The sequence below is a fragment of the Candidatus Binatota bacterium genome, from assembly GCA_012960245.1.
Classification (GTDB): domain Bacteria; phylum Desulfobacterota; class Binatia; order UBA1149; family UBA1149; genus UBA1149.
The window spans coordinates 1-20,369 of record DUBO01000031.1; the positions used below are offsets into that span (position 1 = coordinate 1).

Annotated in this window: 19 protein-coding genes, 2 tRNA genes and 1 pseudogene; 10 read left to right on the forward strand and 12 right to left on the reverse strand. The window is 63.2% G+C overall.

Going from position 1 to position 20,369, the window contains the following annotated elements:
• Positions 1 to 143 precede the first annotated feature (143 nt).
• The 3 genes from EYQ35_05325 to dksA form a co-directional block, all read right to left on the reverse strand.
• Positions 144 to 1,256 carry a glutathione S-transferase family protein gene (locus EYQ35_05325; protein ID HIF63560.1) on the reverse strand — a complete coding sequence of 371 codons (1,113 nt, stop codon included), beginning with the start codon at positions 1,254 to 1,256 and terminating at the stop codon, positions 144 to 146.
• Positions 1,257 to 1,310: 54 nt separating this feature from the next.
• Positions 1,311 to 1,386, reverse strand: a tRNA-Ala gene (locus tag EYQ35_05330).
• Positions 1,387 to 1,453: 67 nt separating this feature from the next.
• Positions 1,454 to 1,831: an RNA polymerase-binding protein DksA gene (gene dksA, locus EYQ35_05335; protein HIF63561.1), complete on the reverse strand. Its 378-nt coding sequence runs from the start codon at positions 1,829 to 1,831 to the stop codon at positions 1,454 to 1,456.
• A gap of 142 nt (positions 1,832 to 1,973) precedes the next feature.
• Here dksA and larC point away from each other — a divergent pair, with 142 nt between their 5' ends.
• On the forward strand, positions 1,974 to 3,152 hold the full coding sequence (gene larC / locus EYQ35_05340) for a nickel pincer cofactor biosynthesis protein LarC (protein HIF63562.1): 1,179 nt from the start codon (positions 1,974 to 1,976) through the stop codon (positions 3,150 to 3,152).
• A 19-nt stretch (positions 3,153 to 3,171) separates the two neighbouring features.
• Here larC and EYQ35_05345 read toward each other — a convergent pair whose 3' ends face one another.
• From EYQ35_05345 to bioF, 4 genes are all read right to left on the reverse strand, one after another.
• Positions 3,172 to 3,804 carry a hypothetical protein gene (locus EYQ35_05345; GenBank protein HIF63563.1) on the reverse strand — a complete coding sequence of 211 codons (633 nt, stop codon included), beginning with the start codon at positions 3,802 to 3,804 and terminating at the stop codon, positions 3,172 to 3,174.
• A 100-nt stretch (positions 3,805 to 3,904) separates the two neighbouring features.
• Positions 3,905 to 4,642 carry a dethiobiotin synthase gene (gene bioD / locus EYQ35_05350; protein HIF63564.1) on the reverse strand — a complete coding sequence of 246 codons (738 nt, stop codon included), beginning with the start codon at positions 4,640 to 4,642 and terminating at the stop codon, positions 3,905 to 3,907.
• A 9-nt stretch (positions 4,643 to 4,651) separates the two neighbouring features.
• Positions 4,652 to 6,067, reverse strand: coding sequence for an adenosylmethionine--8-amino-7-oxononanoate transaminase (gene bioA / locus EYQ35_05355; GenBank protein HIF63565.1), 1,416 nt, complete (start codon positions 6,065 to 6,067; stop codon positions 4,652 to 4,654).
• Entirely contained in the window at positions 6,064 to 7,242 is a 1,179-nt protein-coding gene (gene bioF, locus EYQ35_05360) for an 8-amino-7-oxononanoate synthase (GenBank protein ID HIF63566.1), read from the reverse strand. Before bioF ends, bioA begins: the two co-directional genes overlap by 4 nt.
• A gap of 280 nt (positions 7,243 to 7,522) precedes the next feature.
• Here bioF and radA point away from each other — a divergent pair, with 280 nt between their 5' ends.
• The gene (gene radA / locus EYQ35_05365) at positions 7,523 to 8,911 is read left to right on the forward strand and encodes a DNA repair protein RadA (protein ID HIF63567.1); all 1,389 of its coding nucleotides are present in this window, start codon (positions 7,523 to 7,525) and stop codon (positions 8,909 to 8,911) included.
• 20 nt (positions 8,912 to 8,931) lie between these two features.
• Here radA and EYQ35_05370 read toward each other — a convergent pair whose 3' ends face one another.
• From EYQ35_05370 to EYQ35_05385, 4 genes are all read right to left on the reverse strand, one after another.
• Positions 8,932 to 10,839, reverse strand: coding sequence for a hypothetical protein (locus tag EYQ35_05370; protein HIF63568.1), 1,908 nt, complete (start codon positions 10,837 to 10,839; stop codon positions 8,932 to 8,934).
• A gap of 57 nt (positions 10,840 to 10,896) precedes the next feature.
• Positions 10,897 to 11,223, reverse strand: a complete 327-nt coding sequence (trxA, locus tag EYQ35_05375; protein ID HIF63569.1) for a thioredoxin — start codon at positions 11,221 to 11,223, stop codon at positions 10,897 to 10,899.
• A gap of 43 nt (positions 11,224 to 11,266) precedes the next feature.
• Positions 11,267 to 11,350: transfer RNA gene (locus tag EYQ35_05380), tRNA-Leu, on the reverse strand.
• 42 nt (positions 11,351 to 11,392) lie between these two features.
• On the reverse strand, positions 11,393 to 12,112 hold the full coding sequence (locus EYQ35_05385; GenBank protein ID HIF63570.1) for a HEAT repeat domain-containing protein: 720 nt from the start codon (positions 12,110 to 12,112) through the stop codon (positions 11,393 to 11,395).
• Between EYQ35_05385 and EYQ35_05390 the strand changes: the two genes are divergently transcribed.
• From EYQ35_05390 to EYQ35_05425, 8 genes and pseudogenes are all read left to right on the forward strand, one after another.
• The gene (locus tag EYQ35_05390; GenBank protein ID HIF63571.1) at positions 11,850 to 13,085 is read left to right on the forward strand and encodes a DUF3108 domain-containing protein; all 1,236 of its coding nucleotides are present in this window, start codon (positions 11,850 to 11,852) and stop codon (positions 13,083 to 13,085) included. The genes EYQ35_05385 and EYQ35_05390 overlap by 263 nt on opposite strands.
• A gap of 202 nt (positions 13,086 to 13,287) precedes the next feature.
• Positions 13,288 to 15,051 (forward strand): cytochrome C oxidase subunit I, encoded by a 1,764-nt coding sequence (locus EYQ35_05395; protein HIF63572.1) that lies wholly within the window; start codon positions 13,288 to 13,290, stop codon positions 15,049 to 15,051.
• A 19-nt stretch (positions 15,052 to 15,070) separates the two neighbouring features.
• Complete coding sequence (locus tag EYQ35_05400) at positions 15,071 to 15,661, forward strand: heme-copper oxidase subunit III (GenBank protein HIF63573.1); 591 nt, start codon at positions 15,071 to 15,073, stop codon at positions 15,659 to 15,661.
• A gap of 20 nt (positions 15,662 to 15,681) precedes the next feature.
• Positions 15,682 to 15,876 (forward strand): annotated as a pseudogene (locus tag EYQ35_05405) (cytochrome c oxidase subunit IV).
• 250 nt (positions 15,877 to 16,126) lie between these two features.
• Positions 16,127 to 16,333 (forward strand): hypothetical protein, encoded by a 207-nt coding sequence (locus EYQ35_05410; protein HIF63574.1) that lies wholly within the window; start codon positions 16,127 to 16,129, stop codon positions 16,331 to 16,333.
• Positions 16,330 to 16,599 (forward strand): hypothetical protein, encoded by a 270-nt coding sequence (locus EYQ35_05415; protein ID HIF63575.1) that lies wholly within the window; start codon positions 16,330 to 16,332, stop codon positions 16,597 to 16,599. Before EYQ35_05410 ends, EYQ35_05415 begins: the two co-directional genes overlap by 4 nt.
• Positions 16,600 to 16,617: 18 nt before the next feature.
• The gene (locus EYQ35_05420) at positions 16,618 to 17,388 is read left to right on the forward strand and encodes a cytochrome c oxidase subunit II (GenBank protein HIF63576.1); all 771 of its coding nucleotides are present in this window, start codon (positions 16,618 to 16,620) and stop codon (positions 17,386 to 17,388) included.
• A 211-nt stretch (positions 17,389 to 17,599) separates the two neighbouring features.
• Positions 17,600 to 19,726 carry a hypothetical protein gene (locus EYQ35_05425; GenBank protein ID HIF63577.1) on the forward strand — a complete coding sequence of 709 codons (2,127 nt, stop codon included), beginning with the start codon at positions 17,600 to 17,602 and terminating at the stop codon, positions 19,724 to 19,726.
• A gap of 67 nt (positions 19,727 to 19,793) precedes the next feature.
• Here the strand turns inward: EYQ35_05425 and EYQ35_05430 are convergent, their stop codons facing one another.
• Positions 19,794 to 20,357 (reverse strand): hypothetical protein, encoded by a 564-nt coding sequence (locus EYQ35_05430; protein ID HIF63578.1) that lies wholly within the window; start codon positions 20,355 to 20,357, stop codon positions 19,794 to 19,796.
• Positions 20,358 to 20,369: the final 12 nt, after the last annotated feature.

A 20,369-nucleotide genomic window follows, 5' to 3' on the forward strand; every position in this document is an offset into this window, starting at 1 on the left:
CGCCACCGACCCCGACGGCGACAGCTACACCGCCTACAATTCTATCGGGTTCCTGTAGGGAGAATACGAATGGTGGAGGGGGAGTCCTGGGCGGACTCTCCAGGGCCGTGGGTATCATCTCTGGCTCGCAGTCTCGCCATCCATCAATTGCCCTTCTTTCGTAGCGGGTCGTAGTGCACCTTGCGGCCTCGGAAGGGAACCAGGCCGTCCGGGTCGTGCCGCGATTCGAGGTTCTCTATCTGCCAGAGCGGCTCCCAGCAGGCGTGTCGCTCGAGCAGCGTCCGAGCCTGCGCGCGCGTTTCTTCAGGAAGCGCCTCGAAGTGGGTCCGTAGGCGTTCGAGACACCATACCCGGTACTGCGAGATCGGTAGGTTGCGATATCGGACCCCTTGGATCGTGGCGTCGTGTCGGCGTCGACCCGCGGCGAAGCCCTCCGCGTTGGCGCAGAGATAGGGGAGATACGCCAGCCCGATATCATCGAGAAACGGTTCCCAGTCTTCGGGGACACCCGGGACGAGTTCGCCGCTCGCCTGGCTCGCCCGCGCGTTCCAGAGGCGAGCCTGCCATTCGAAGACCGCGGGAGCGTGCGTCCGCATGATCTCGGCCGCGGTCGGGTCTTGTGAGAAGTGTCGGAACATCGACGCGAAGAATCCGAAGTCGGCCAGGGTAGGAACCTCGCCTAACAAGAAGGGGCGCGTGGCGAAGATGTCCGAAAGGCGATCCAGGGTGTCCAAGTAGATGGATTCGACATGGTCCCAGGTCTCGCGCGTCACCCCGTCGCGGCGGACATAGAAGCCCCCTTGCCTCTGTCGCATCGCGAAGCGTTTCACTGCGCCGGGTAGCGGAATCCCGGGTAGGATTTCGTCTGCAATTTTCCGACTGAGGAGGAGTGCGTCCTGCCGGTAGCTCCAGCGGAAATGCATAGCAGGTCTCCAAAGCCATTCTTCCGCATAGTCCTCGACAAGGCGGCTGACGAAGGCCTGGAGCGGGTCGCGGGGGATCACTGCCGATTCCGGATGATGCGTCTCGAACCAGTCGATCATGGGAGTGGTGTCGGTCATGAACCGGCCGTCGGGAAGTTCGACCGCGGGCATCTGGGACGTGCCGGTCTCCTGCTGGAGGCGGCGAGAAACCTTCGGCGAGAACGGTACAAAGTGATAGGGGATCTCTTTGTAGCGGAGGTATCCCTCTAACTTGCCCGTGTAGTAGGAGATCGCCGAGCCGTAGACGGTCAGCTTGGTCGTGTCATGATGCATCGCGCTCAACTTTCACTCGGGCCCGTGGGCGAGGGAAGTTCGAAAAAATGGAAATGGTGGAGCAGAAGGGATTTGAACCCTCGACCCCCACGTTGCGAACGTGGTGCTCTCCCAGCTGAGCTACTGCCCCTTATTCCGTAACCGTTCGGCCCGCCGATTCCTGGCATCTTGGCCGCGGTTCCCCATTGACACCACCCTCAAGCGGGGTGGTTCGGCTTGTTTTCTTTTTGTTCCTGGCTTTCCTTGCAGCCTATGCAGAGCGTTGTAACAGCCCGGGCTCGCAGGCGCCCCACCGGGATCATCTCGCCGCATTCCTCGCATTCGCCGAAAGTGCCGTCGCTTATGCGCGTGAGCGCCTCGTCTATTTTGCCGAGGAGCTTGCGCTCGCGGTCGCGAATGCGCAGGTCGCGTCCCGACTCGCTCTCCCAGGCCGCGCGGTCACCGGGGTCAGCGTAGCTCTCATCCTTGTCGGTCATCTCGTGGACGGTGCGGTCCACTTCATTCTGAAGCTGCTGCTTCTGGTGCTCAAGCTGCCGCTCGAACATTATGAGCTGTTCCTTGTTGAGCTCTCCCATTCGTGGGTTCCCTCTGCTGCCCCTTACGGGCAGACTAAACATGGAATCCTAGCACCACGATTGGGTCTAGTAAAGGCGGCCGGGAGTCGCGGCGCGGGGGCTGCCAGCTGTTTTGTGGCAGAAAGACGATGACAGACAGGCAATGAAAATAGCGTGGTTTGATGCTCCATCGGGCATAAGTGGCGACATGACCCTGGCCGCGCTGCTCGACCTTGGCGCAAGCGGAGGGTTCGACTCCCAGCGGCTTGAGGACGGCCTCGCCTGCCTGGGGGTGGGCGGCTGGAGGCTGGAGAGCAGCGAGACCAGTGTCGACGGCCTGCGCGCGCGGCGGCTCAAGGTGGTCGTAGACGAGGGGGTTACAGCTCGGCGCGACTGGTCGAGCATACGCAGCTTGCTCGAAGAGGCTCCGGCGCGGGGCTTCCCGGCCGCCGCGGCCGACATCGCGCTCAGGATATTCGAGAAACTGGCGGTGGCCGAAGCCCGGGTGCACGGCTGCACGCCCGATGAAGTTCATTTTCACGAGGTCGGTGCAGTGGACTCTATTGTCGATATAGCGGGCGTGGCCTGGTGCCTCGACCGGCTGGGGATAGAGCGGTGCTTCTGCGGCCCGCTTCCCGCTGGCAGTGGTACCGTCGTTTGCGATCACGGCACGCTGCCGGTGCCGGTGCCGGCGGTGGTCGAGCTGCTCGCCGGTTTCGAGCTCGTGGCGGGCGACGGCCAGGGTGAAACCGTGACGCCAACCGGCGCTGCCATACTCAGCGCGTTGGCGGTGCCCGCGCGCCCGGTGTTCACACTCGAAGCTTGCGGCAGTGGCGCGGGCAGCCGGCAGATGGACGACCGGCCCAACATCCTGCGTATTTTACTTGGCCACTGTGAAGCTCACGACGACGAGCAGGTCATTGCCCTCGTGGCCGATGTTGACGACATGACGGCCGAGGCTATTGCCTTTGCGGCCGAGCGGCTGCGAGGGGCCGGCGCGCGAGATGTCAGCGTGGTGCCGGTGGGCATGAAGAAAGGGCGCCTGGGAAACCGGCTCGAAGTGCTGGCCGACGTAGGCACGGTGCACGAGCTGGCCCACCTGTTACTCACCCACAGCTCCACCGCGGGGCTTCGTTTTCGGGCCATGGGCCGGGTGGTACTGCCGCGGCGAGTGGAATTGATCGACACCGAGTTTGGCCCGGTGGCGGTCAAGTTCATTGTGCGCCCCGACGGCAGCGAAACGGCCGAACCCGAGTTCGACGACCTCGCGCGCATTGCCCTGCAGCGGGGCGTTGCCTTCGATGAGATAAGACGCGCGGTACTCGCCAGCCTTTCTCTCTGAGTTGTCAGCGACTGAGTTGTCAGCGATTAAGCTGCAACACGATTTCGCTGAGCGTCAGCACCGGCGCGGAACCGCAGGTGTTGATCAGCGTGTGGAGCATCCCCGTGCCGCTGGCGGTGGCGAACTTGCCCGTGCCACCGGTGATTTCAAAGTTGAGCACTCCCTCGTTGGTGGTGCAGGACTGGGCCACGTTGACCTCGACTTCGCAGACCGATCCGCCCTTGATAACGGCGTCTATCTTGTTGCCCGGGTCGGCCAGGCCTTTTCTCAGGCGCTCGATGGTCACGGTAGCGTCGGTGGTGAAGGGGCCGGTCAAGCCGGTGCTGAAAACGTGGGAGTCGGTGTTAAACAGTGCGCAGGGGTGCGAGGTCGAGTAAGCGCTCCAATCCCAGGACGCACTGGTGGAGACCTTTGCTTTTCCTACCCTGGGAATCTTGCCCGTGGAGCTGCCCACGGCGCCGGCGTGGTTATCGCCGCTCTGCGCGTGCGTCACCAGGTTCAAGGTGCTCACGCTGCCCAGGAGTCCGACCCTGCTCTTCGTGGCTGCATGGGAAGCCGACAGCGGCAGTAACAGCAGGGCTGCTACGATGAACGCTGCGGTCGCTGTTGTCGTGCGGTGATAGATGGGTAGATTTCTGCTGTAGCTCTCCATGGGCAACCTCCTCGCCCCCCCCCGCTGACGATAAACTTGTTTCTTCGAAGGTAAAGCCTCCTGCTGGGGCTTGTCAAGGACTCCAGACCTGCGCGCAGATTCAGCCCCCCTGAACGGGGGTGTGAGCGGCGGCCAGCAGGGCGTCGATATTAAGCCCGGCCTCGCCCAGGCGCGCCAGGTGGCCGCTGTTCAATATCTCTTCGGGCGTGAGGGCCGTCAGCGTACCCAGGCAGGGGGTATGGCCCGTCAGGTGACCGAAGTCGGCTATCGCCTGGCCGTTGCCACCCGGCGAGTCATCATCGGCCAGCTGGTTCATGACGTAACCGGCAAGCTCCGCACCCGAGGATCCCAGCGCCGACATGGTGAGCAGCGCGTGGTTGATGCAGCCCAGCCGCGACGCCACCACGCAGACCACGGGCATGGGCGCGCGGGCGAGGAAATCAATCCAGGTCAACGAGGGCGCCAGGGGCACCAGCAGTCCACCGGCCCCTTCGACCAGCACCAGCTCGTGCTCGTCGGCGAGGGCGCGCACATCGGCGGCCAGCGAGTCGACGTCTACTGTTTCGCCTCGCTCGGCGGCGGCCACCATCGGGGCTGCGGGCAGGCTGTACAAACGACCCGCCACCTGGTCGGGCGACTGCCCGGTGACGCGGGCCAGTGCCCTGCAGTCGTCACCGACCAGCTCGTTGCTGGATCCGGGTAGGGACGAGCAACCTGTTTCGATGGGTTTGAAGGCCACGGCGTCGACGCCGCGCGCGCGCAGGGCGGCCAGCAGGGCTAGCGAGAAAATCGTTTTTCCCACGCCCGTGTCGGTGCCGGTCACAAAAAGGCAGCCCATGGTCGCGCGTCAGCCAGCCGTCGCCGCGGCCACCGATTCGGCAGTGGCGGTCACGAGTTCACGCATGAGCGTCTCGGGCAGGGCCGGCGGCGGCATGAGTACCATCGTGTCGCCCAGCGGCCTTATGATGACGCCGCGCTTGCGCGCCTCGAGCACTGCGCGGTAGGCGCGACGCTCGTCGGTGGCAAAGCGAACGCCGCTGTCGGGGTCCTTCAGTATTTCGAAGGCGGCCATCGTACCCACCCTGCGCAGGGCTGCCGTGTGGGCCAGCGGCGCAACGTGCTCGGCCAGCAGCTCCCCCATCAAGTGGCCGCGCGCGGCCCCGGTCTCGACCGTGTTTTCCTCGTCGAACACGTCGAGGTTGGCCAGCGCGGTGGCGCAGCCCAGCGGGTTGCCGCCGTAGGTGTGGCCGTGGAACAGCGCCTTGTAATCCGAGTAGCGGCCGCGGAAGGCATCAAAAATCTGCTCGGTGGCAAGGGTTACGGCCAGCGGCAGGTAGCCGGCGGTGAGACCCTTGGCCAGGCACATGATGTCGGGGCATACGCCGGCCTGCTCGACCGCGAACATGCTGCCCGTGCGACCAAAGCCGGTGGCCACCTCGTCGCAGACCATCAGGGTGCCGTAGCGATCGCAGAGCTCTCGCACGCCACGCACAAACGACGGTGGCTGCGGCCATATACCTGCTGCGCCCTGCACCAACGGTTCGATGACGACGGCGGCGATCGACTCGCCTTTTTCGGCCAGTAGTTTTTCGAGTTGACCGAGGCTCGCTGCGCCGGCTGCCTCGAGCGCCGGGGTTTCAATTCCGGCCACCACTGCTTGCTCGCCGGATCCTTCGTTGATGGGCTCGCACATCCACGGCGGGTTGAACTTGAAGACTTCGAAGGTGATGGCCTCGTAGCCACGGTGAAACGGCTCGGAGAATCCGAGGCTCACCGAGCCCATGGTGTCGCCGTGGTAGGCTTCGGCCAGGGTGACAAAACGGTTTCGCTGTTGCTGTCCGCGCTGTCGCCAGTACTGGAAGGCGGTGCGCAGGGCGACCTCCACGGCCGTGGAGCCCGAGTCGGAATAGAACACGCGCGTGAGCGCCCCAGGGGTTATCTCGACCAGGCGCCGCGCCAGCTCTATGGCCGGCACGTGAGACAGGCCGAGCATGGTGGAGTGCGACACGCGGTCGAGCTGCTCTTTCATCGCCGCCGTTATGCGCGGGTGGCCGTGGCCGTGCACGTTGCACCAGATCGATGACACGCCGTCGAGGTAGCGGCGGCCGTCGGTGTCCACGAGGTGAAAACCTTCGGCGCGCTCGACGATCAGCGGGTCGTGTGAGTTCCACTCCTCTGCCTGGGTGAAGGGGTGCCACAGGTAACGGTGGTCGTCTGCCGCGAGGTCACGCGGGCCAACGGTGGCGATGGCGGTTTCTGTCATGCTCGGGCTCCGTTGTTTGCGGCGGTGTTTGTGTCGGCAGAATCATCGAGCGCGCAATCGATGATCGCGTCGCGCAGTGCGTTTATTTCCTGGCTCGTGTGCGTCGCCATCAGGCTCACCCTGAGCCGCGACGTGCCCCGGGCTACGGTCGGCGGGCGTATGGCGGCCACGTAGAAGCCCTTGGCCCTCAACTTGTCGGCGGTGGCAACGGCACGCGCCGCGTCGCCCAGCAGCACGGGTATGATCTGTGAGTCCGCGTTGGGCACCTCGAGGCCGGCCTCCCTGAGCGCCAGCGCCAGGGACGTGGCCCGCGCCAGCAGTCCGGCCGCTCGCTGCGGTTCTCTTTCGACGACCTGGATCGCCGCCAGTGCGGCCGCTGCGGCCGAGGGCGGCAGCGCCGTCGTAAAAATAATCGAGCGGGCCTTGTTTACCAGCAGGTCAACCAGCGTGCGGCTGCCCGTGACGTAGGCGCCAAAACTACCGAGCGCCTTGCCCAGGGTGCCCATGTGCACCTGTACCTGGCTTTCCAGTCCCAGCTCCTGCACCAGCCCGGCTCCGCGCTTGCCGAACACGCCCGCGCCGTGCGCTTCATCGACCATCAACCAGGCGCCGTGACGCCTGCAAGCCTTGCTTATGTCGGCGAGTGGCGCGAGGTCGCCGTCCATCGAGAACACCGACTCGGTGACGACCAGTACCCGGCCGGCGCCGCGATTCTCGCACAGCACGCGCTCGAGGTCCTCGATGTCGTTGTGGCGGTAGACGACGGTTGCCGCCTTGGACAAGCGCGCGCCGTCAATGATGCTGGCGTGGTTGAGTTGGTCGCTCACGATGAGATCGCCGGGCCCGGTGAGCGAACTGATCACGCCGATGTTGGCCTGGTAGCCGGTAGAGAACACCAGCGCCGCCTCCTGGTTCTTCCAGCGAGCGATCTTGTCCTCGAGCTCGGCGTGCACGGTCATGTGGCCCGACACCAGGCGCGATGAGACCGAGCTCGCTCCCCAGCGCGCAGTGGCCAGGCGCGCCGCCTCTACCACTTCGGGGTGGCAGGCCAGGCCGAGGTAGTTGTTCGAGCAGAACAGCAGCAGCTCACGGCCGTCCAGCGTTACCCGCGGCAGTTGGGCCGACTCCACCTCTCGCAGCCCGCGCAGGAGGTCGCGGTCGCGCAGCTCGGCCAGCTCGCCGGCTAGCGCGTGGTCGAGCCCGGCGCGCGGCGCCGCTTGGTCGCGGTCTTGGGCCGCGGGGTGTGTTTCTTCTGTATGTTCGCTCACTTGAGGATACCGCTGCCCGGGCTGCGCAATCCTGTTCACTGGCCGCCTTGTTGTCAACCTTGTGTGCAACAGTCGGTTTACAACTGTCTGCCTTGGCAATCCCGTGTTGCCGGTGGTTTACAGGGGCGACTCGTTGAGAAGCGCTGGCCACGGGCAACCGGGGTCGCCTCCGATGAGGGCAAAGATCATGGCAGGCAGAAGCAGTCGAAAACGCAGCGTCTACACCTGCCAGGGGTGCGGGCACTCGGCTTCTCGCTGGCTGGGCCGTTGCCCGGGCTGCAGCGAGTGGAACTCCATGGTCGAAGAGCTGCAGCCGGCGACCAGCCGCGGCAAGGCCTCCGTAAAATCGGCCGCGGCCGCCGCCGAGTCCACCGTGCTCCTGGGCGAGGTCGCAGGGCCGGGCATCGAGGGGCGACTGGTTTCGGGCAGCGGCGAGATCGACCGCGTGCTGGGTGGTGGGCTGGTGCCCGCCAGCGCGGTGCTGTTGGGCGGTGACCCCGGCATTGGAAAATCGACGCTGGCCCTGCAGCTGGCCTCGGCGCTTTCGGCCAAGGGAGCTTGCGTGTTGTACGTGGCCGGCGAGGAAGCTCCCGCGCAGGTGCGCCTGCGCGCCGACAGGCTTGCGCGTGCCGGGTCGGACAAACTGCTCGTGCTGCCTGAGACCGACGCGGCCGCGGTAATCGAGGTAATGCGCAAGAAGCGACCGGCGGTGGCGGTAATAGATTCGATCCAGACCCTGTACTCGAGCGAGGTCGAGTCGGCCCCCGGCTCGGTGTCGCAGTTGCGCGAGACCTGCGCGCAGCTTGTGGCGGCGGCGCGCGAGTTGGAATGCGCGGTGATCTTCATCGGCCACGTGACCAGGGAGGGCACCATAGCCGGCCCGCGCGTTCTCGAGCACATGGTCGACACGGTGCTGTACTTTGAAGGCGACAGTAACCACGCGTTTCGCATACTGCGCGCGGTGAAGAATCGTTTTGGTGCGGCCAACGAGATCGGTGTCTTCGAGATGGCGGCCGACGGTCTTCGCGAGGTGCCCAACCCCTCGCTGTTGTTGTCGGGTGGCGCCAGGGAAGGCGTGAGCGGCTCCTCGGTCAGCTCGTGCATGGAAGGCAGTCGCCCGGTGCTCGTGGAGATACAGGCGCTGGTGTCGCCGGGCACAGCGGGTAGCGTGCGTCGGACCACGCTCGGGGTCGATCACAACCGCGTGGCCATGCTGGCAGCCGTGATGGAAAAACGCCTCGGCCTGTCGATGGCCAGCCACGATATTTTTGTGAACACTGCGGGCGGCGTGCGCCTCGATGACCCGGGAGTCGATCTTTCGGTCATGGCGTCGCTGGCCTCGAGCCTGCTCGACGTGACCCTGCCCGCCGCTACCGTGGTGCTGGGCGAGGTGGGGCTGACGGGCGAGGTGAGGGCGGTCTCACGCCTGCACGCGCGGGTGAAAGAGGCGGCGCGGCTGGGTTTCAAGCGCGCCGTGGTGCCGGCGGCCAACAACGATCGCCTCGACGACCTCGACGGCCTCGAGCTGCTCAGGTGCAAGGGCGTGGCAGACGCGTGGCGGCTGCTGTCAGGCTGACGCCCAGGCCGGGCTAGCGGTCAGGGACGGACGCTGGCTACGAGGTCCGGGTTGTAGGTGATGCTCGCCCTTTCCTTCAAGTAGTTAACGAAGGCCGTGTAGGCCTCGAGGCTGCGACCCCGCTCGAGTTCGGCCAGGCGCTCCTCCTTGACCTCGTCAAAGTCTTCTCGCGAAGCTTCGCTCAGCTCGCCGCGCGCGATCACGTAGGCGTTGCCCCGGTGAACAAAGCTGCGCGCCAGAAGCTCTCCGTCTGCGGTAGTGCGGAAGGTCGCCTCGGCCACGGCCGGCAGCGCACCGATGCCCTTGATAAAATTATTATCGCGTCGCACAGGCCCGGCCTCGCCGACTTCGAGGCCGGCTTCTTTCGCTGCGTCGGCAAGGTTCGACTCCCGGGCGCTGGCGAGCAACTCGTCGGCGCCCGCGCGCGCCAGGCCTGCCGCCCCGCGCTTGCGGAACTCCGCCTCTACTTCTTCGCGCACGTCGGCCAGCTCGGGAACGTAGCTCGCCTGCTGGTCGGCCAGCTGGAGAACGTACCAGGTGTTGTCGGCCTTGACAGGGTCGCTGACCTCGGTTTTTGATCCAAGGGCAAGTGCGGCCTCTATGAACGAAGGCGCGCGTCCCACACCCGGCACAATCTGTTGATCGCGATCGAGCAGGGGGGTGCTCTTGATCGTCAGCCCGTCAGCCTGGGCCATCTCTTCCATCGAGGCGCCGTCAACCATCGCCACGCTGGCCTCGGCTGCTTTGTCGAAGGCGATGTCCGTAGATTTTTTCGCTGCGAGCTTGTCGCGGATCTCGTCGCGCGTGTCTTCGAGCTTGCGCTCCTGCGGCGCCTCCCTTTTGTAAATCTTGATCAGGTGGAGGCCGAAGCGGGTCTCGGTGATGCCGCTGACCTCGCCTTCGGCAAGTGCGAAGGCCGCGTCTTCGAAGGGTTTGACCATCTTTCGACGGCCGAACATGCCCAGATCGCCACCGCCGCTGGCGGACGAATCGTCAGATTCTGTTTTAGCCAGTTCTTCGAAATCGGCGCCGTCTGCGAGCTTAGTGGCTATCGCTTCCATGGCCGTCCTGGTGGCGGCCTTGTCGTCGTCCGAAGCGTCCGCGGCCACGCGCTTGAGGATGTGACGCGCGCCGACCTGTTCCTCGGTGGTGAACTCGGTGTCTACGTTGAGCAGGTAGTACTCCTCGATTTCTTCTTCGCTCACGCCCGCGCTGCCCTGGAAGGATTCGGGCGAGTAGGCCAGGTAGTTGACCCCCGCGCTCTCCGCGCGCCGCCACTGCTCTCCTTGTTCTTCGAAGAACAGCTCGATGTCCTCTTCGCTTACTTCCACCGCGTCTTCAAAGTCCGACGACTTGAGCTGAACGAAAGAAAGACTGATCTCGGAGGCACCCCGCTGGAATTCTTCCCACGCGTCCTCTTCTGTGACCATCACGCCCTGGGCCACGACGTCGCGCAGCTGGTTGACCAGCATCTCTTCTCGCATCGAGGCCTCGAAGGCCGAGGGCGACAGCCCCTGCCTCTGGAGTACGCTGCGGTACTGGGCGGGCGAAAAATCACCGTTGCGCTGGAACACGTCTATGCCGCGAATCTCGCGCCGCACCGTCTCGTCGGGTATGAGCAGGTTCAGGCGGTGTGCTTCCTGTGACATCAAGGTGGTGTCGACCAGGCGGCTCAGCGAGGCCGAGGGGATGTCGAGCGCGTCGAGCATCTCGGGACTGAGCGAGTCGCCGTACAGGTCCCGGTAGTAGGCCTGGTTGTTGAGCTGGGCCCTCTGAAAGTCGGCTATCGATATTTCGGTGGAGTCGACCACCGCCACCGCAGCTGGACCACCACCAATCTGTCCGCCCCCGCCCATGAAAAAGACGAAGACGAGACAGATAATTCCGAGCGCGATCTTGATGAACCAGGACCGCGCATTTCTACGCATAAAGTCGAGCACGTGATCAGGCTAGTAGACCACGTTGCTGAAGGCAATCCCCGTTGGTTAGGAAATTGCCTGGTCGAGCGCCTCGGCCAGTTTGGGCTTGGCTGCCGCGCCCACGATCTGCTCGGCCACTTGTCCCTGTTTGAACACTATAAGGTTGGGAATGCTGCGAACCCCGTAGCTGGCTGCTACCTGCTGGTTGTCGTCAACATTTACCTTGACCACCCGGGCGCGGCCGTCGTATTCGCCGGCCAGCTCTTCGAGCACCGGGGCTATGGCCCTGCAGGGCGCGCACCAGGGTGCCCAGAAGTCCACGAGTACGGGCACCGACGAGTCGAGTACTTCCTGTTGAAAATTAGCGTCTGTTACTTCGGTGATGTCTGCCATCTTGTTTGGTCTCCTGCTTTATCCCTGTACCGCGAGGCGAATGTGCCGGAGGTCGGACTCGAACCGACACGAGGTTTCCCTCACCGGATTTTGAGTCCGGCGCGTCTACCAGTTTCACCACTCCGGCGTGGTTCACAAACGCCACACGGCGGCTCCGCCTTCGCGGAACTTACCGCGGCGGTCCCATTCGTCGCTCAAGCTCCAGCAGCGTTGGCTGACGGTTCGGAACAACGGCGGCGCGCGCCTCGATCTTCTTAATAGCATCACCGGCAAGTTGTTTCACCTGCTGGTCACTGCTGGTCTCCGAAAACCTGCTCAGCGCTTGGGTCACTTCAGGGGTGCCCGATTCGCCCAGCGCGTAGAGGGCGGCCGCCCTGACGGTGTCGGAGGTGGCGGCCTTGGCACAATTGAGCAGCTGTTTGCTCGCCCTGGGGTCGGCAATGCGGCCGAGGGCTATGAGCACCTGGGTGCGCTCGTCGTCGTCGACTTCGGACAGGAACAGCTTCTGCATCAGCACGGGAACGGCCGCATGCTGGCGCCGCGCACCAAGGTAGTTGACCGCCTTCACGCGTACGCGCTGGTCGGCGTCGGCCAAGGCGTCGACCAGGGGGCCGAGGCTTTCTTCCATGTCTCCCTGGCCCAGCGATTCGACGGCTTCCAGCCTGATGGCCACGTCTTCATCGGAAAGTCGCTTGGCCCACTCGGCGGCGTTGGCACCACGGCTGATGCGGTTGTATCGATCTCTCACGCGGTGCGCGTATGATTGGGCCTCGGCCTTCTCTACCATGAGGCCCGGTACGGCGGGCAGTGCTATGATCGCAGCAAGGAGGACCATGCCAAGGACGATCATGCCCGGGGGGATCCCTAAGCTGGTTCTGGACTCTTTCATGCCGACTTACCAACAGGAAAACTGTCGCGACTACCGGGTAAGTGCAAGCCGGGCAGTCCGTGGGGCACTGCGGGTGTGGCGGGGCTTGTGCTCAAGCCTGGCCGGCCTGGTACTGCTCTGCCTTGCCCCCCACTGGGCTGTGGCCGAGGCCATCGAGCCCGGCGAGGTGCAGGTAAGCACGCCGGTTTACCAGCTGCCCGCCGACGTGGAGTGGCCCGATGAGCGCTGGGATTATCACTTCAGCTGGGCGGGTATCCCGGTGGGCACGCTTTCCATCGAGGCGGGCGGCCAGCCGGCCGATGATGGTGACACTGATGCCGGCGATAGCGGCAAGCGCCTGAACGTCCACGTGCTTGGTACGACCAACAGCGTGGTCGACCTGTTGTGGAAGTACCGCCTCGACGCTCGCGGCGTGGTGGCGGTGCGCCCTTTCTCACCGCGCGAGTTCATCATAGACGAAACCGAAAGGCGCAAAGACAAGTTTACACATATCCGCTTTGACGCCGATCGCAACGTGCACTCCATCCGTCGCAAGAGCGACAAGACCAGGGAATATCGCTTTGCGGGGGGCAACACCTTCGACATTCTCTCGACGGTGTTCCTGGTGCTCAACCTCGACTACGTGCTGGGCGATGAGTTCTACGTGGACACCTTTACGGGCACCAGCCGCTACCTGGTGACCATCAACGTAGACGCAAAGGAAGAGCAGCTGGCCGCTGGCGTATCGGTGCCGGCCTGGAGGCTCTCGGTGCATACCCACGAGCTCACCGACCCCGAAGAGGACGGCAAACATCGTGAAACCATACTGTGGGTGTCGCGTGACAAGCCTCGCCGCCTGCTCGCCGCGAGAAGCAAGACCTTCGTGGGGGCCATAGAAGTCGATCTCGACGCGGTGGTACCAGCACAGGAGTTGGAGCGGACTGCGGGAGCCGATGAGCTGATAGCAAAGCCGGCGACGGGCGCTTTGGATTAACGGTTGCTTATCTCAAGCATCACTCTTGCTTGCCACCACTGTTGACAAGCGGCCTGCTTTTCCGTAACAAGGATACAGACCGGATCTTTTTCCGGGCACCCTGAAAAGGGGGATGTTTCGCGGGCGCGTGTTGTGCCAGCGGGGTCCCTTGGGTGTCCATTTACAGACAACTTACCAGTTTGCCACGGCGGAGCCGCGATTCATGTCTGATGCACATCACGAAGAATTGAGCTGGGTACGAAAGTACGTCTTTTCGACCGACCACAAGGTCATCGGCATGCAGTACGGCGTTACGGCGTTGTTCTTCCTGTTTTTCGGGTTCTGCCTGATGATGCTGATGAGGTGGCAACTGGCCTATCCCGGCCAGCCCATCCCTTTGATCGGTTCGCTTTTCAGCGACAGCACCGCGCCGGGTGGCATCATGCTGCCGGAGTTTTACAACCAGTTGGGCGCCATGCACGGAACCATAATGGTGTTCCTGGGCGTGGTGCCGCTGGCCGTAGGTGCTTTTGGCAACTACGTCATGCCGCTTCAGATTGGCGCACCCGATATGGCGTTTCCCAAGCTGAACATGGCCAGCTACTGGGTCTACTTCCTGGGTGGCACAATAATGCTGTGCAGCTTTTTCGTTCCCGGTGGTGCGGCCCAATCGGGCTGGACCTCGTACCCTCCACTGGCCAGCATCGCCTCCGAGGGCCAGACCTGGTGGATCGTCGGCATGGTCTGCCTGATCGGCTCCTCGTTGCTCGGTTCGGTTAACTTCATCGTCACCATACTGCACCTTCGGGCGCCCGGTATGACAATGTTCCGCCTGCCGATTTTCGTGTGGTCGCAGCTGGTTACCTCCTTCTTGCTCCTGCTGGCCTTTCCGGCCCTGCAGGCCGCGGGCACACTGCAGTTCATGGACAGGGTGTTCGGCTCGAGTTTCTTCCTGCCCTCGGGGCTGGTGGTGGGTGGCGAAGCGCTGGCCGTAAGCGGCGGCGGCAGCCCACTGCTGTGGCAGCACCTGTTCTGGTTCCTGGCTCACCCCGAGGTCTACGTACTCATCCTGCCGGCCCTGGGCATAGTGGCCGAGGTCATCGCCACCAACACGCGCAAGCCATTGTGGGGCTACCGCTCGGTGGTGTACGCGATGATCTTCCTGGGCTTCATGTCTTTCATCGTGTGGGCTCACCACATGTACATGACTGGCATGGGCACGACGATGAGCAACTTCTTCCAGACCACGACCATGATCATTTCGATCCCGTCGGTGGTCATCCTCACGGCGCTTATTATTTCGCTGTGGGGCGGGGCCATACGCTTTACGGTGCCCATGCTGTTCGCGCTGGCCTTTCTGCCCATGTTCGGCATAGGCGGGCTCACCGGACTGCCGCTGGGACTGGCGACGCCTGACATCCACCTGCACGACACTTACTACGTTATCGGCCACTTTCACTACGTGGTGGCGCCGGGGACGATCTTTGCCCTGTTTGCCGGTGTGTATCATTGGTTTCCAAAGATCACCGGCCGGCAGATGAACCAGACCCTGGGCAAGCTGCACTTCTGGACGTCTCTGGTGTTTATTAACGGTGTCTTCCTGCCCATGTTCTGGCAGGGCATGGCCGGGGTGTCTCGCAGGTTGTACGACCAGACCTTCTACGCCCATGGCGCGGCAGTGCAGGATCTCACCATCATATCGTCGGTGAGTGCGTGGCTGCTGGGGCTGGCACAGCTTTTCTTCATCGTGAACTTCTTCCGCAGTATTTTCGCGGGACCGAAGGTCGAGGACGACAACCCGTGGCAGTCCACCACGCTTGAGTGGGCCACGCCCACGCCACCGCCGCACGGCAACTTTCCCGTTACGCCCACCGTCTATCGCGGGCCCTACGAGTACAGCCAGCCCGGTGTAGACGCCGACTTCACGCCGCAGAATATCGCCGACGGTAATATAGCCGACGGGGGCACCACCCCCGGCCAGGCCTGAGCGAGGCAGGAGATAACCGATGGAAATTCCTCACGTCGTTGAAGTCCACCCGGAAACGGGAATAGCCAACGCCAAGTTGGGCTTGTGGCTGTTCCTGGCATCGGAGGTCATGCTCTTCGGCGCCCTGTTCTCGTCATACATCCTGCTGCGAGTAGCCGCGGTCGAATGGCCACAGGGCTCCACGATACTTAACGTCCCCATGGCGACCTTCAACACCCTGGTGCTCATCGCGTCGTCGGTGACGGTGGTCATGTCGTGGGTGTCGCTCAAGTTGAACGACTTCGCCAAGTACCGGGTTTACATGGGCATCACCATCCTGTGCGCCTTCATCTTCCTGGTCGTTAAGTACTTTGAGTACACGGCCAAGTTTGACCACGGGCTTTCGCCGGCCACCAGTACGTTCCTGGCGATCTACTTTACGATCACCGGCCTGCACGCTATCCACATAATCGGTGGCATAGTGGTCAACGGTTACCTGCTGGGACCCGGCGCGCGCATGTGGAAGACCGACCCCGAGCAATTTACCGGCCGTGTAGAGGCAGCCGGTCTCTACTGGCACTTTGTTGACCTGGTCTGGATCTTCCTCTTTCCCGTACTGTACCTGCTGTAGACGATAATTTTCAGGAGACGATGATGTCAGCACACGCCGAAGACATACAGGCCCACGTAAAAACCTACGTCGTGGTGTTCGCGGTCCTGGCCGCGCTCACGGTAATCACCGTGGCGATATCTTATCTCGACCTGTCTACGCCCGTGGCCATCGCCGTGGCGCTGTTGGTGGCTTCCACCAAGGCCGGCCTGGTGGCCTTGTTCTTCATGCACCTGATCGACGAAAAGAAGATCATCTACGCCTTGCTCGCCCTGGCCGCGGTCTTTTTTGCCATGTGCATGTCGATACCCACCGAGTGGCACGTGGGACAGGTGAAGAGCGGTTCTTTGTGGAGCAGCATAGAGATTGGTAACGCCGCGGGCGGCCATGAGACCGGCGGCCATGAGACCGGCGGCCACGGGGACAGCGGCCACGGGGACCACGACCACGGGGACCACGACCATCAAGGCGGGGGCCACTGACTCGGTGTCCCTGAAGGCCTTCCACGTTTTTTTCGTGTCGGTTTCCATCCTGCTCTTTGCATGGTTGGGCTGGGGCCGCGCGACGGTTTACGGCGATACCGGCGAGGTGGCCGTGTTGTTGCAGTCGGTGGCGTCTTTTGGCTTCGCCGCACTGCTGGTTGCTTACGGTCGCTACGTGCTGCGCAAGCTGCAGGGGATAAGCTACCTGTGAACCAGCGCCGAGCCTTGACCGCGGGGGTCCTGCGGGCCTTGCCGGGCGTCTTTGTGTTGCTGCTTGTCTCGGCCTTGCCGGCGCTGGCCTGCTCGGTGTGCTTCGGCGACCCCGAGTCGCCGCAGACCCAGGGCATGAACTCGGCGATTCTTTTTCTCTTGGGGGTGATCGGCTCGGTGCTGGCCGCCTTCGCTTCGATGTTTGTTTACTGGGTCGCGCGCTCGCGGCGAATGGCCACGGCGAATCACCAGGGAGTAGAGCTCTGAGAAGGGCGGAGTAATGACATGGAAAACGTAATTTATGGGTGGTGGCTGCCGCCGGACGTATCGACGCACGGGCACCAGATCGATTTCATCATTAACTTTCTGCACTGGTTCATGTTGGCGCTGTTCGTGGGCTGGGGAGTTTTTATGACTGTTGCGCTGGTTAAGTTCCGTGCGAGGCCCGGCCACAAGGCCAACCCCGCGGGCGTGACCAGCCACCTGTCCACCTACATGGAAATCGGCGTTGCCGTGGTTGAGATGATACTGCTCGTGGGCTTGGCCATTCCTACATGGGCCGAGCAGAAAGCGACGCCCCCCGCTGAAGACGAGGTCGGCCTGGTCGTGCGTGCGGTTGGCGAACAGTTTGCTTGGAACTTTCACTACCCGGGACCCGACGGCAAGTTCGGCCGCACCGCCATCGAGTTGGTGGACGGCGGCAACCCGCTGGGCCTGGACAGCAGCGATCCGGCTGCTGCCGATGACATCACCACCATCAACCAGTTTCACTTTCCCGTAGGCGAAAAGGTACTGTTGTACCTGAGCTCCAAGGACGTCATCCACTCGTTCTTCCTTCCCGTGATGCGCGTCAAGCAGGACGCCATACCGGGCATGACCGTGCCCCTGTGGTTTGAGGCCACCGAGACCGGTTCCTTCGAGGTGGGCTGTGCCCAGCTCTGTGGCCTGGGCCACTACCGCATGAAGGGCTACATGACTATAGACACGGCCGAGTCTTTTGCCGCCTGGATGAAAGAACAGGCCGAACTGGCTTCCTTCGAAGACGACTACTACTAGCCCTGCGCCCCCGTTCGGGGGGGTGGGCGCGAGCAGGCTGCAGGTCACCCGCCTGTGCGCCGCTTGTGCGCCGCTTGTGCAAAGCGGCGCCGAAGTGCGGTGAACGCAGAAAAGGCCTTGCAATGACTGGGCAAACCACGGTTTAATGGGCATCGAGTCCCTGCTGCCCCCCCCGCAGTGAGGACCACGAACAATCTCCTGGAGGACTTAAGTGGTCAACGATCGTAAGACTTTAGTATTCGCCGCACTGCTGCCCTTTCTTTTTGCCTCGCTTGTGCTCACCGGCGCCGCGTGGGCTCACGACGACCCCAGCAGCGACGGACTGATAGACGGCGGCGGCAGTTACAAAACCGACTGCGTTTCCAAGTTCCAGACCGGTCTGGAACTCAACTACCCGGCAGCGCCGAAAAAATCGAAAGAACTCCGCTGCATTGACGGCGACCTGTCCTGCGATGCCGACGGTGCGGTGGACGGTAGCTGCACCTTCAATGTGGGGCTGTGCCTGGCCGACGACGAGGACATCGCCTTGTGTACGCCCGCAGGAGTGCCCGTGGGCGGAGTTGAAATAAAGAACAAACCGCTCGGCCACAAAAAATACGACGCCGACCTGCAAACCTTGCAGGACGAGGTCGACGCCCTGCTCGACCCAAGCGGCGTCGCCTGTGACGACCCCGGCGCGGGTGGCGGCAACTGTTTTACCTGCACCGACTCGCAGGTGCCCCTTACTGCTTCATTGTCGGAGAAGAAAGGCAAAAAGAAGGTCAAGGTCAAGGTCCTCACCGAGCCCGGTGGCCTGAAGAACAAACCCATCAAGGACTCCGACAAGCTCAAGCTGCGCTGTGTAGAGTGCGAGGCCGCCGGCACCTTTGAGCATATAGCCGACATCGTCTTCAAGACCGGCTGCGCCGCGTCGGGAGTGTGTCACACCGGGCCGACTGCTGCCGCGGGACTCAACCTAGACCCCGACCAGGCAGGTGGGCTCGACGCGCTTTACGACGAACTGGTCATCGAGGCCGCAACAGCGACTGGCGCTTCGCCGCTCGGCATGGCGCGTATTCTTGCGGGCGATACCAACCTGGGTACGCCCACATCGGCCAGCCTGCTTTACGAAAAACTGCTCAAGACGGCCAGTGAACTCGACCAGTTGTGCACCGACGGTGGCCAGCTGGCCGGTTGCCTGGGCGTCAACATGCCTCCGGGGTCAGACGTATATTCCACCGGTAAGCTGGAACTGCTGCAGACCTGGGTAGAGGCCGGCGCGCCGCGCGATGGCTGGGTTGCTGGTGCCAGCTGCGGCGAGCCCGAGGATATATGGACGCCGCTCGACCCGCCCGCGGCGCCTGCTCTCGGAGAGGGGTTCCAGGTGCACATGCCGGCCCCCGCTGGTTTCACGGTGGAGCCGGGTACCGAGTTTGAAGGCTGCCAGTGGATAGAGATGCCCGCCGAGATAACCGACACCTGGTACATCGAGCGCGTGGAGCTGCACGCCAACTCGGGCACCCACCACATCATATTGTGGGAGCCCAATAACTCCTCTTCCGGTTACGCGACTTCGTTCGACCCGGGCGATTCGCTCTGCGCCAAGAAGCAAGCTGAGTTCGGCGTGCCGCTAAGCTTCCGCATCGGCTTCCAGGACGCGGTTACTGAATTGCAGCTGCCTGCCAACGTGAGCTACACGATGGCGCCGGGCAAGGTGTTCGGGTTTAACCCGCACTACACCAACCCGTTTAACGTGGCCATCTATCCCGAGGTGTGGGTCAACTTTTACGGCTCGACGATTCCTAGCGCGGTGGAGGGAGAAGACATATTCCCGGGTGATCTCGGATTTCAGATACCCCCGGGAACCAAGGGTACCGGTAACCTCACGAGCTACACCAATTCCACGGGCGTAGGCCAGTGCTACTACTCGCTGGGGTCGCACTCGCACAGGCGCAACACCGGCTTCAAGATCTGGACCAGTCAGCCGTCAAGCTGGGCCGATGGCAGTGACCTCGTCTACTACAATACCGATTGGGATCATCCCTATGCGTATGAGCCTTCGCCCAGGTACTACCTCGCGCCGGGCGCGAAGCTGTGGTTCCAGTGCGAGTGGGACAACGGAGTACTGGTCGACGTGAACAGGCGCTGCCGTACACTTGCCGATTCTGGAAACGGAGCCCACCAGTGCGCGTTCCTCAACGACAAGGTCTGCATTACCGATGCCGATTGCGGCTTTGGAACCCTGGGCCTATGTCGTGATTGCAACATCGACTTCGGCTTCCTGGCCGAGGACGAGATGTGCTTCATGCCCGGCCTGTACTACGACGCACAGCCCGGCCCGGATCCCTGCCCGTACTAGCTGGGGAGGACGGGGGTGGGGCTTGGCCTCCTCCCCGTTCTTCGCAGAACGGCAGGTGTCTCTTTCCTTAGTTGTTGGGCGCGCCCGAGTTGATCCAGAAGCGGATACCGTCGAGTTCTTCAACGGTGAAGAACGGCGTCAGCGTGCTCGAAGGCGGCATCACCAGGCCACACCAGCTTTCGCAGGTCGCGGGAGGCGTGCAGTCTGAGCTGGTGGTGCATCCTGTCACCGTGCCGCTGCATCGGTTCACGGGGACGAGCGTGCAGATCTCGGGACTGCCTGTTACCCATGGCCTGCCCTCGAGCTTGTCCATCAACCAGCTGGCTTGGGCGTCGCCCGGCTGGACCAGGAAGAGGCTAGGCACTTCGGAGCTGACCATTCCTACCAACGACGCGCGGGTTACAAGTGGGCAGGTGGCACCAAGCGGCAGGCCGAAGCAGCAGTTCGGGCACGCGGGCGTGAGGCTCGTGGCGTGACAGAGACTTCCCAGGCAACCCCCGGTGGATTGGCAGGTGGCCTCAGGCGCGCAATCAAGAGGGAAGGTGCAAGGCAGGCCGGTATCGCTGCAGGCGTTCGACGGTTGCTGGAACATGGCGGCTATCTCGGTCCAGGTGAGCGCGGGTGCTCCCATGGTGGTGGTCGT

Excerpts from the sequence above, each read along its gene's own strand:
- EYQ35_05325 (HIF63560.1), bottom strand. The coding sequence starts at position 1,256 with ATGCATCATGACACGACCAAGCTGACCGTCTACGGCTCGGCGATCTCC.
- dksA (HIF63561.1), bottom strand. The coding sequence starts at position 1,831 with ATGGGAGAGCTCAACAAGGAACAGCTCATAATGTTCGAGCGGCAGCTT.
- larC (HIF63562.1), top strand. The coding sequence starts at position 1,974 with ATGAAAATAGCGTGGTTTGATGCTCCATCGGGCATAAGTGGCGACATG.
- EYQ35_05345 (HIF63563.1), bottom strand. The coding sequence starts at position 3,804 with ATGGAGAGCTACAGCAGAAATCTACCCATCTATCACCGCACGACAACA.
- bioD (HIF63564.1), bottom strand. The coding sequence starts at position 4,642 with ATGGGCTGCCTTTTTGTGACCGGCACCGACACGGGCGTGGGAAAAACG.
- bioA (HIF63565.1), bottom strand. The coding sequence starts at position 6,067 with ATGACAGAAACCGCCATCGCCACCGTTGGCCCGCGTGACCTCGCGGCA.
- radA (HIF63567.1), top strand. The coding sequence starts at position 7,523 with ATGGCAGGCAGAAGCAGTCGAAAACGCAGCGTCTACACCTGCCAGGGG.
- EYQ35_05370 (HIF63568.1), bottom strand. The coding sequence starts at position 10,839 with ATGCGTAGAAATGCGCGGTCCTGGTTCATCAAGATCGCGCTCGGAATT.
- trxA (HIF63569.1), bottom strand. The coding sequence starts at position 11,223 with ATGGCAGACATCACCGAAGTAACAGACGCTAATTTTCAACAGGAAGTA.
- EYQ35_05390 (HIF63571.1), top strand. The coding sequence starts at position 11,850 with ATGTCTCCCTGGCCCAGCGATTCGACGGCTTCCAGCCTGATGGCCACG.
- EYQ35_05385 (HIF63570.1), bottom strand. The coding sequence starts at position 12,112 with ATGAAAGAGTCCAGAACCAGCTTAGGGATCCCCCCGGGCATGATCGTC.
- EYQ35_05395 (HIF63572.1), top strand. The coding sequence starts at position 13,288 with ATGTCTGATGCACATCACGAAGAATTGAGCTGGGTACGAAAGTACGTC.
- EYQ35_05400 (HIF63573.1), top strand. The coding sequence starts at position 15,071 with ATGGAAATTCCTCACGTCGTTGAAGTCCACCCGGAAACGGGAATAGCC.
- EYQ35_05420 (HIF63576.1), top strand. The coding sequence starts at position 16,618 with ATGGAAAACGTAATTTATGGGTGGTGGCTGCCGCCGGACGTATCGACG.
- EYQ35_05430 (HIF63578.1), bottom strand. The coding sequence starts at position 20,357 with ATGGGAGCACCCGCGCTCACCTGGACCGAGATAGCCGCCATGTTCCAG.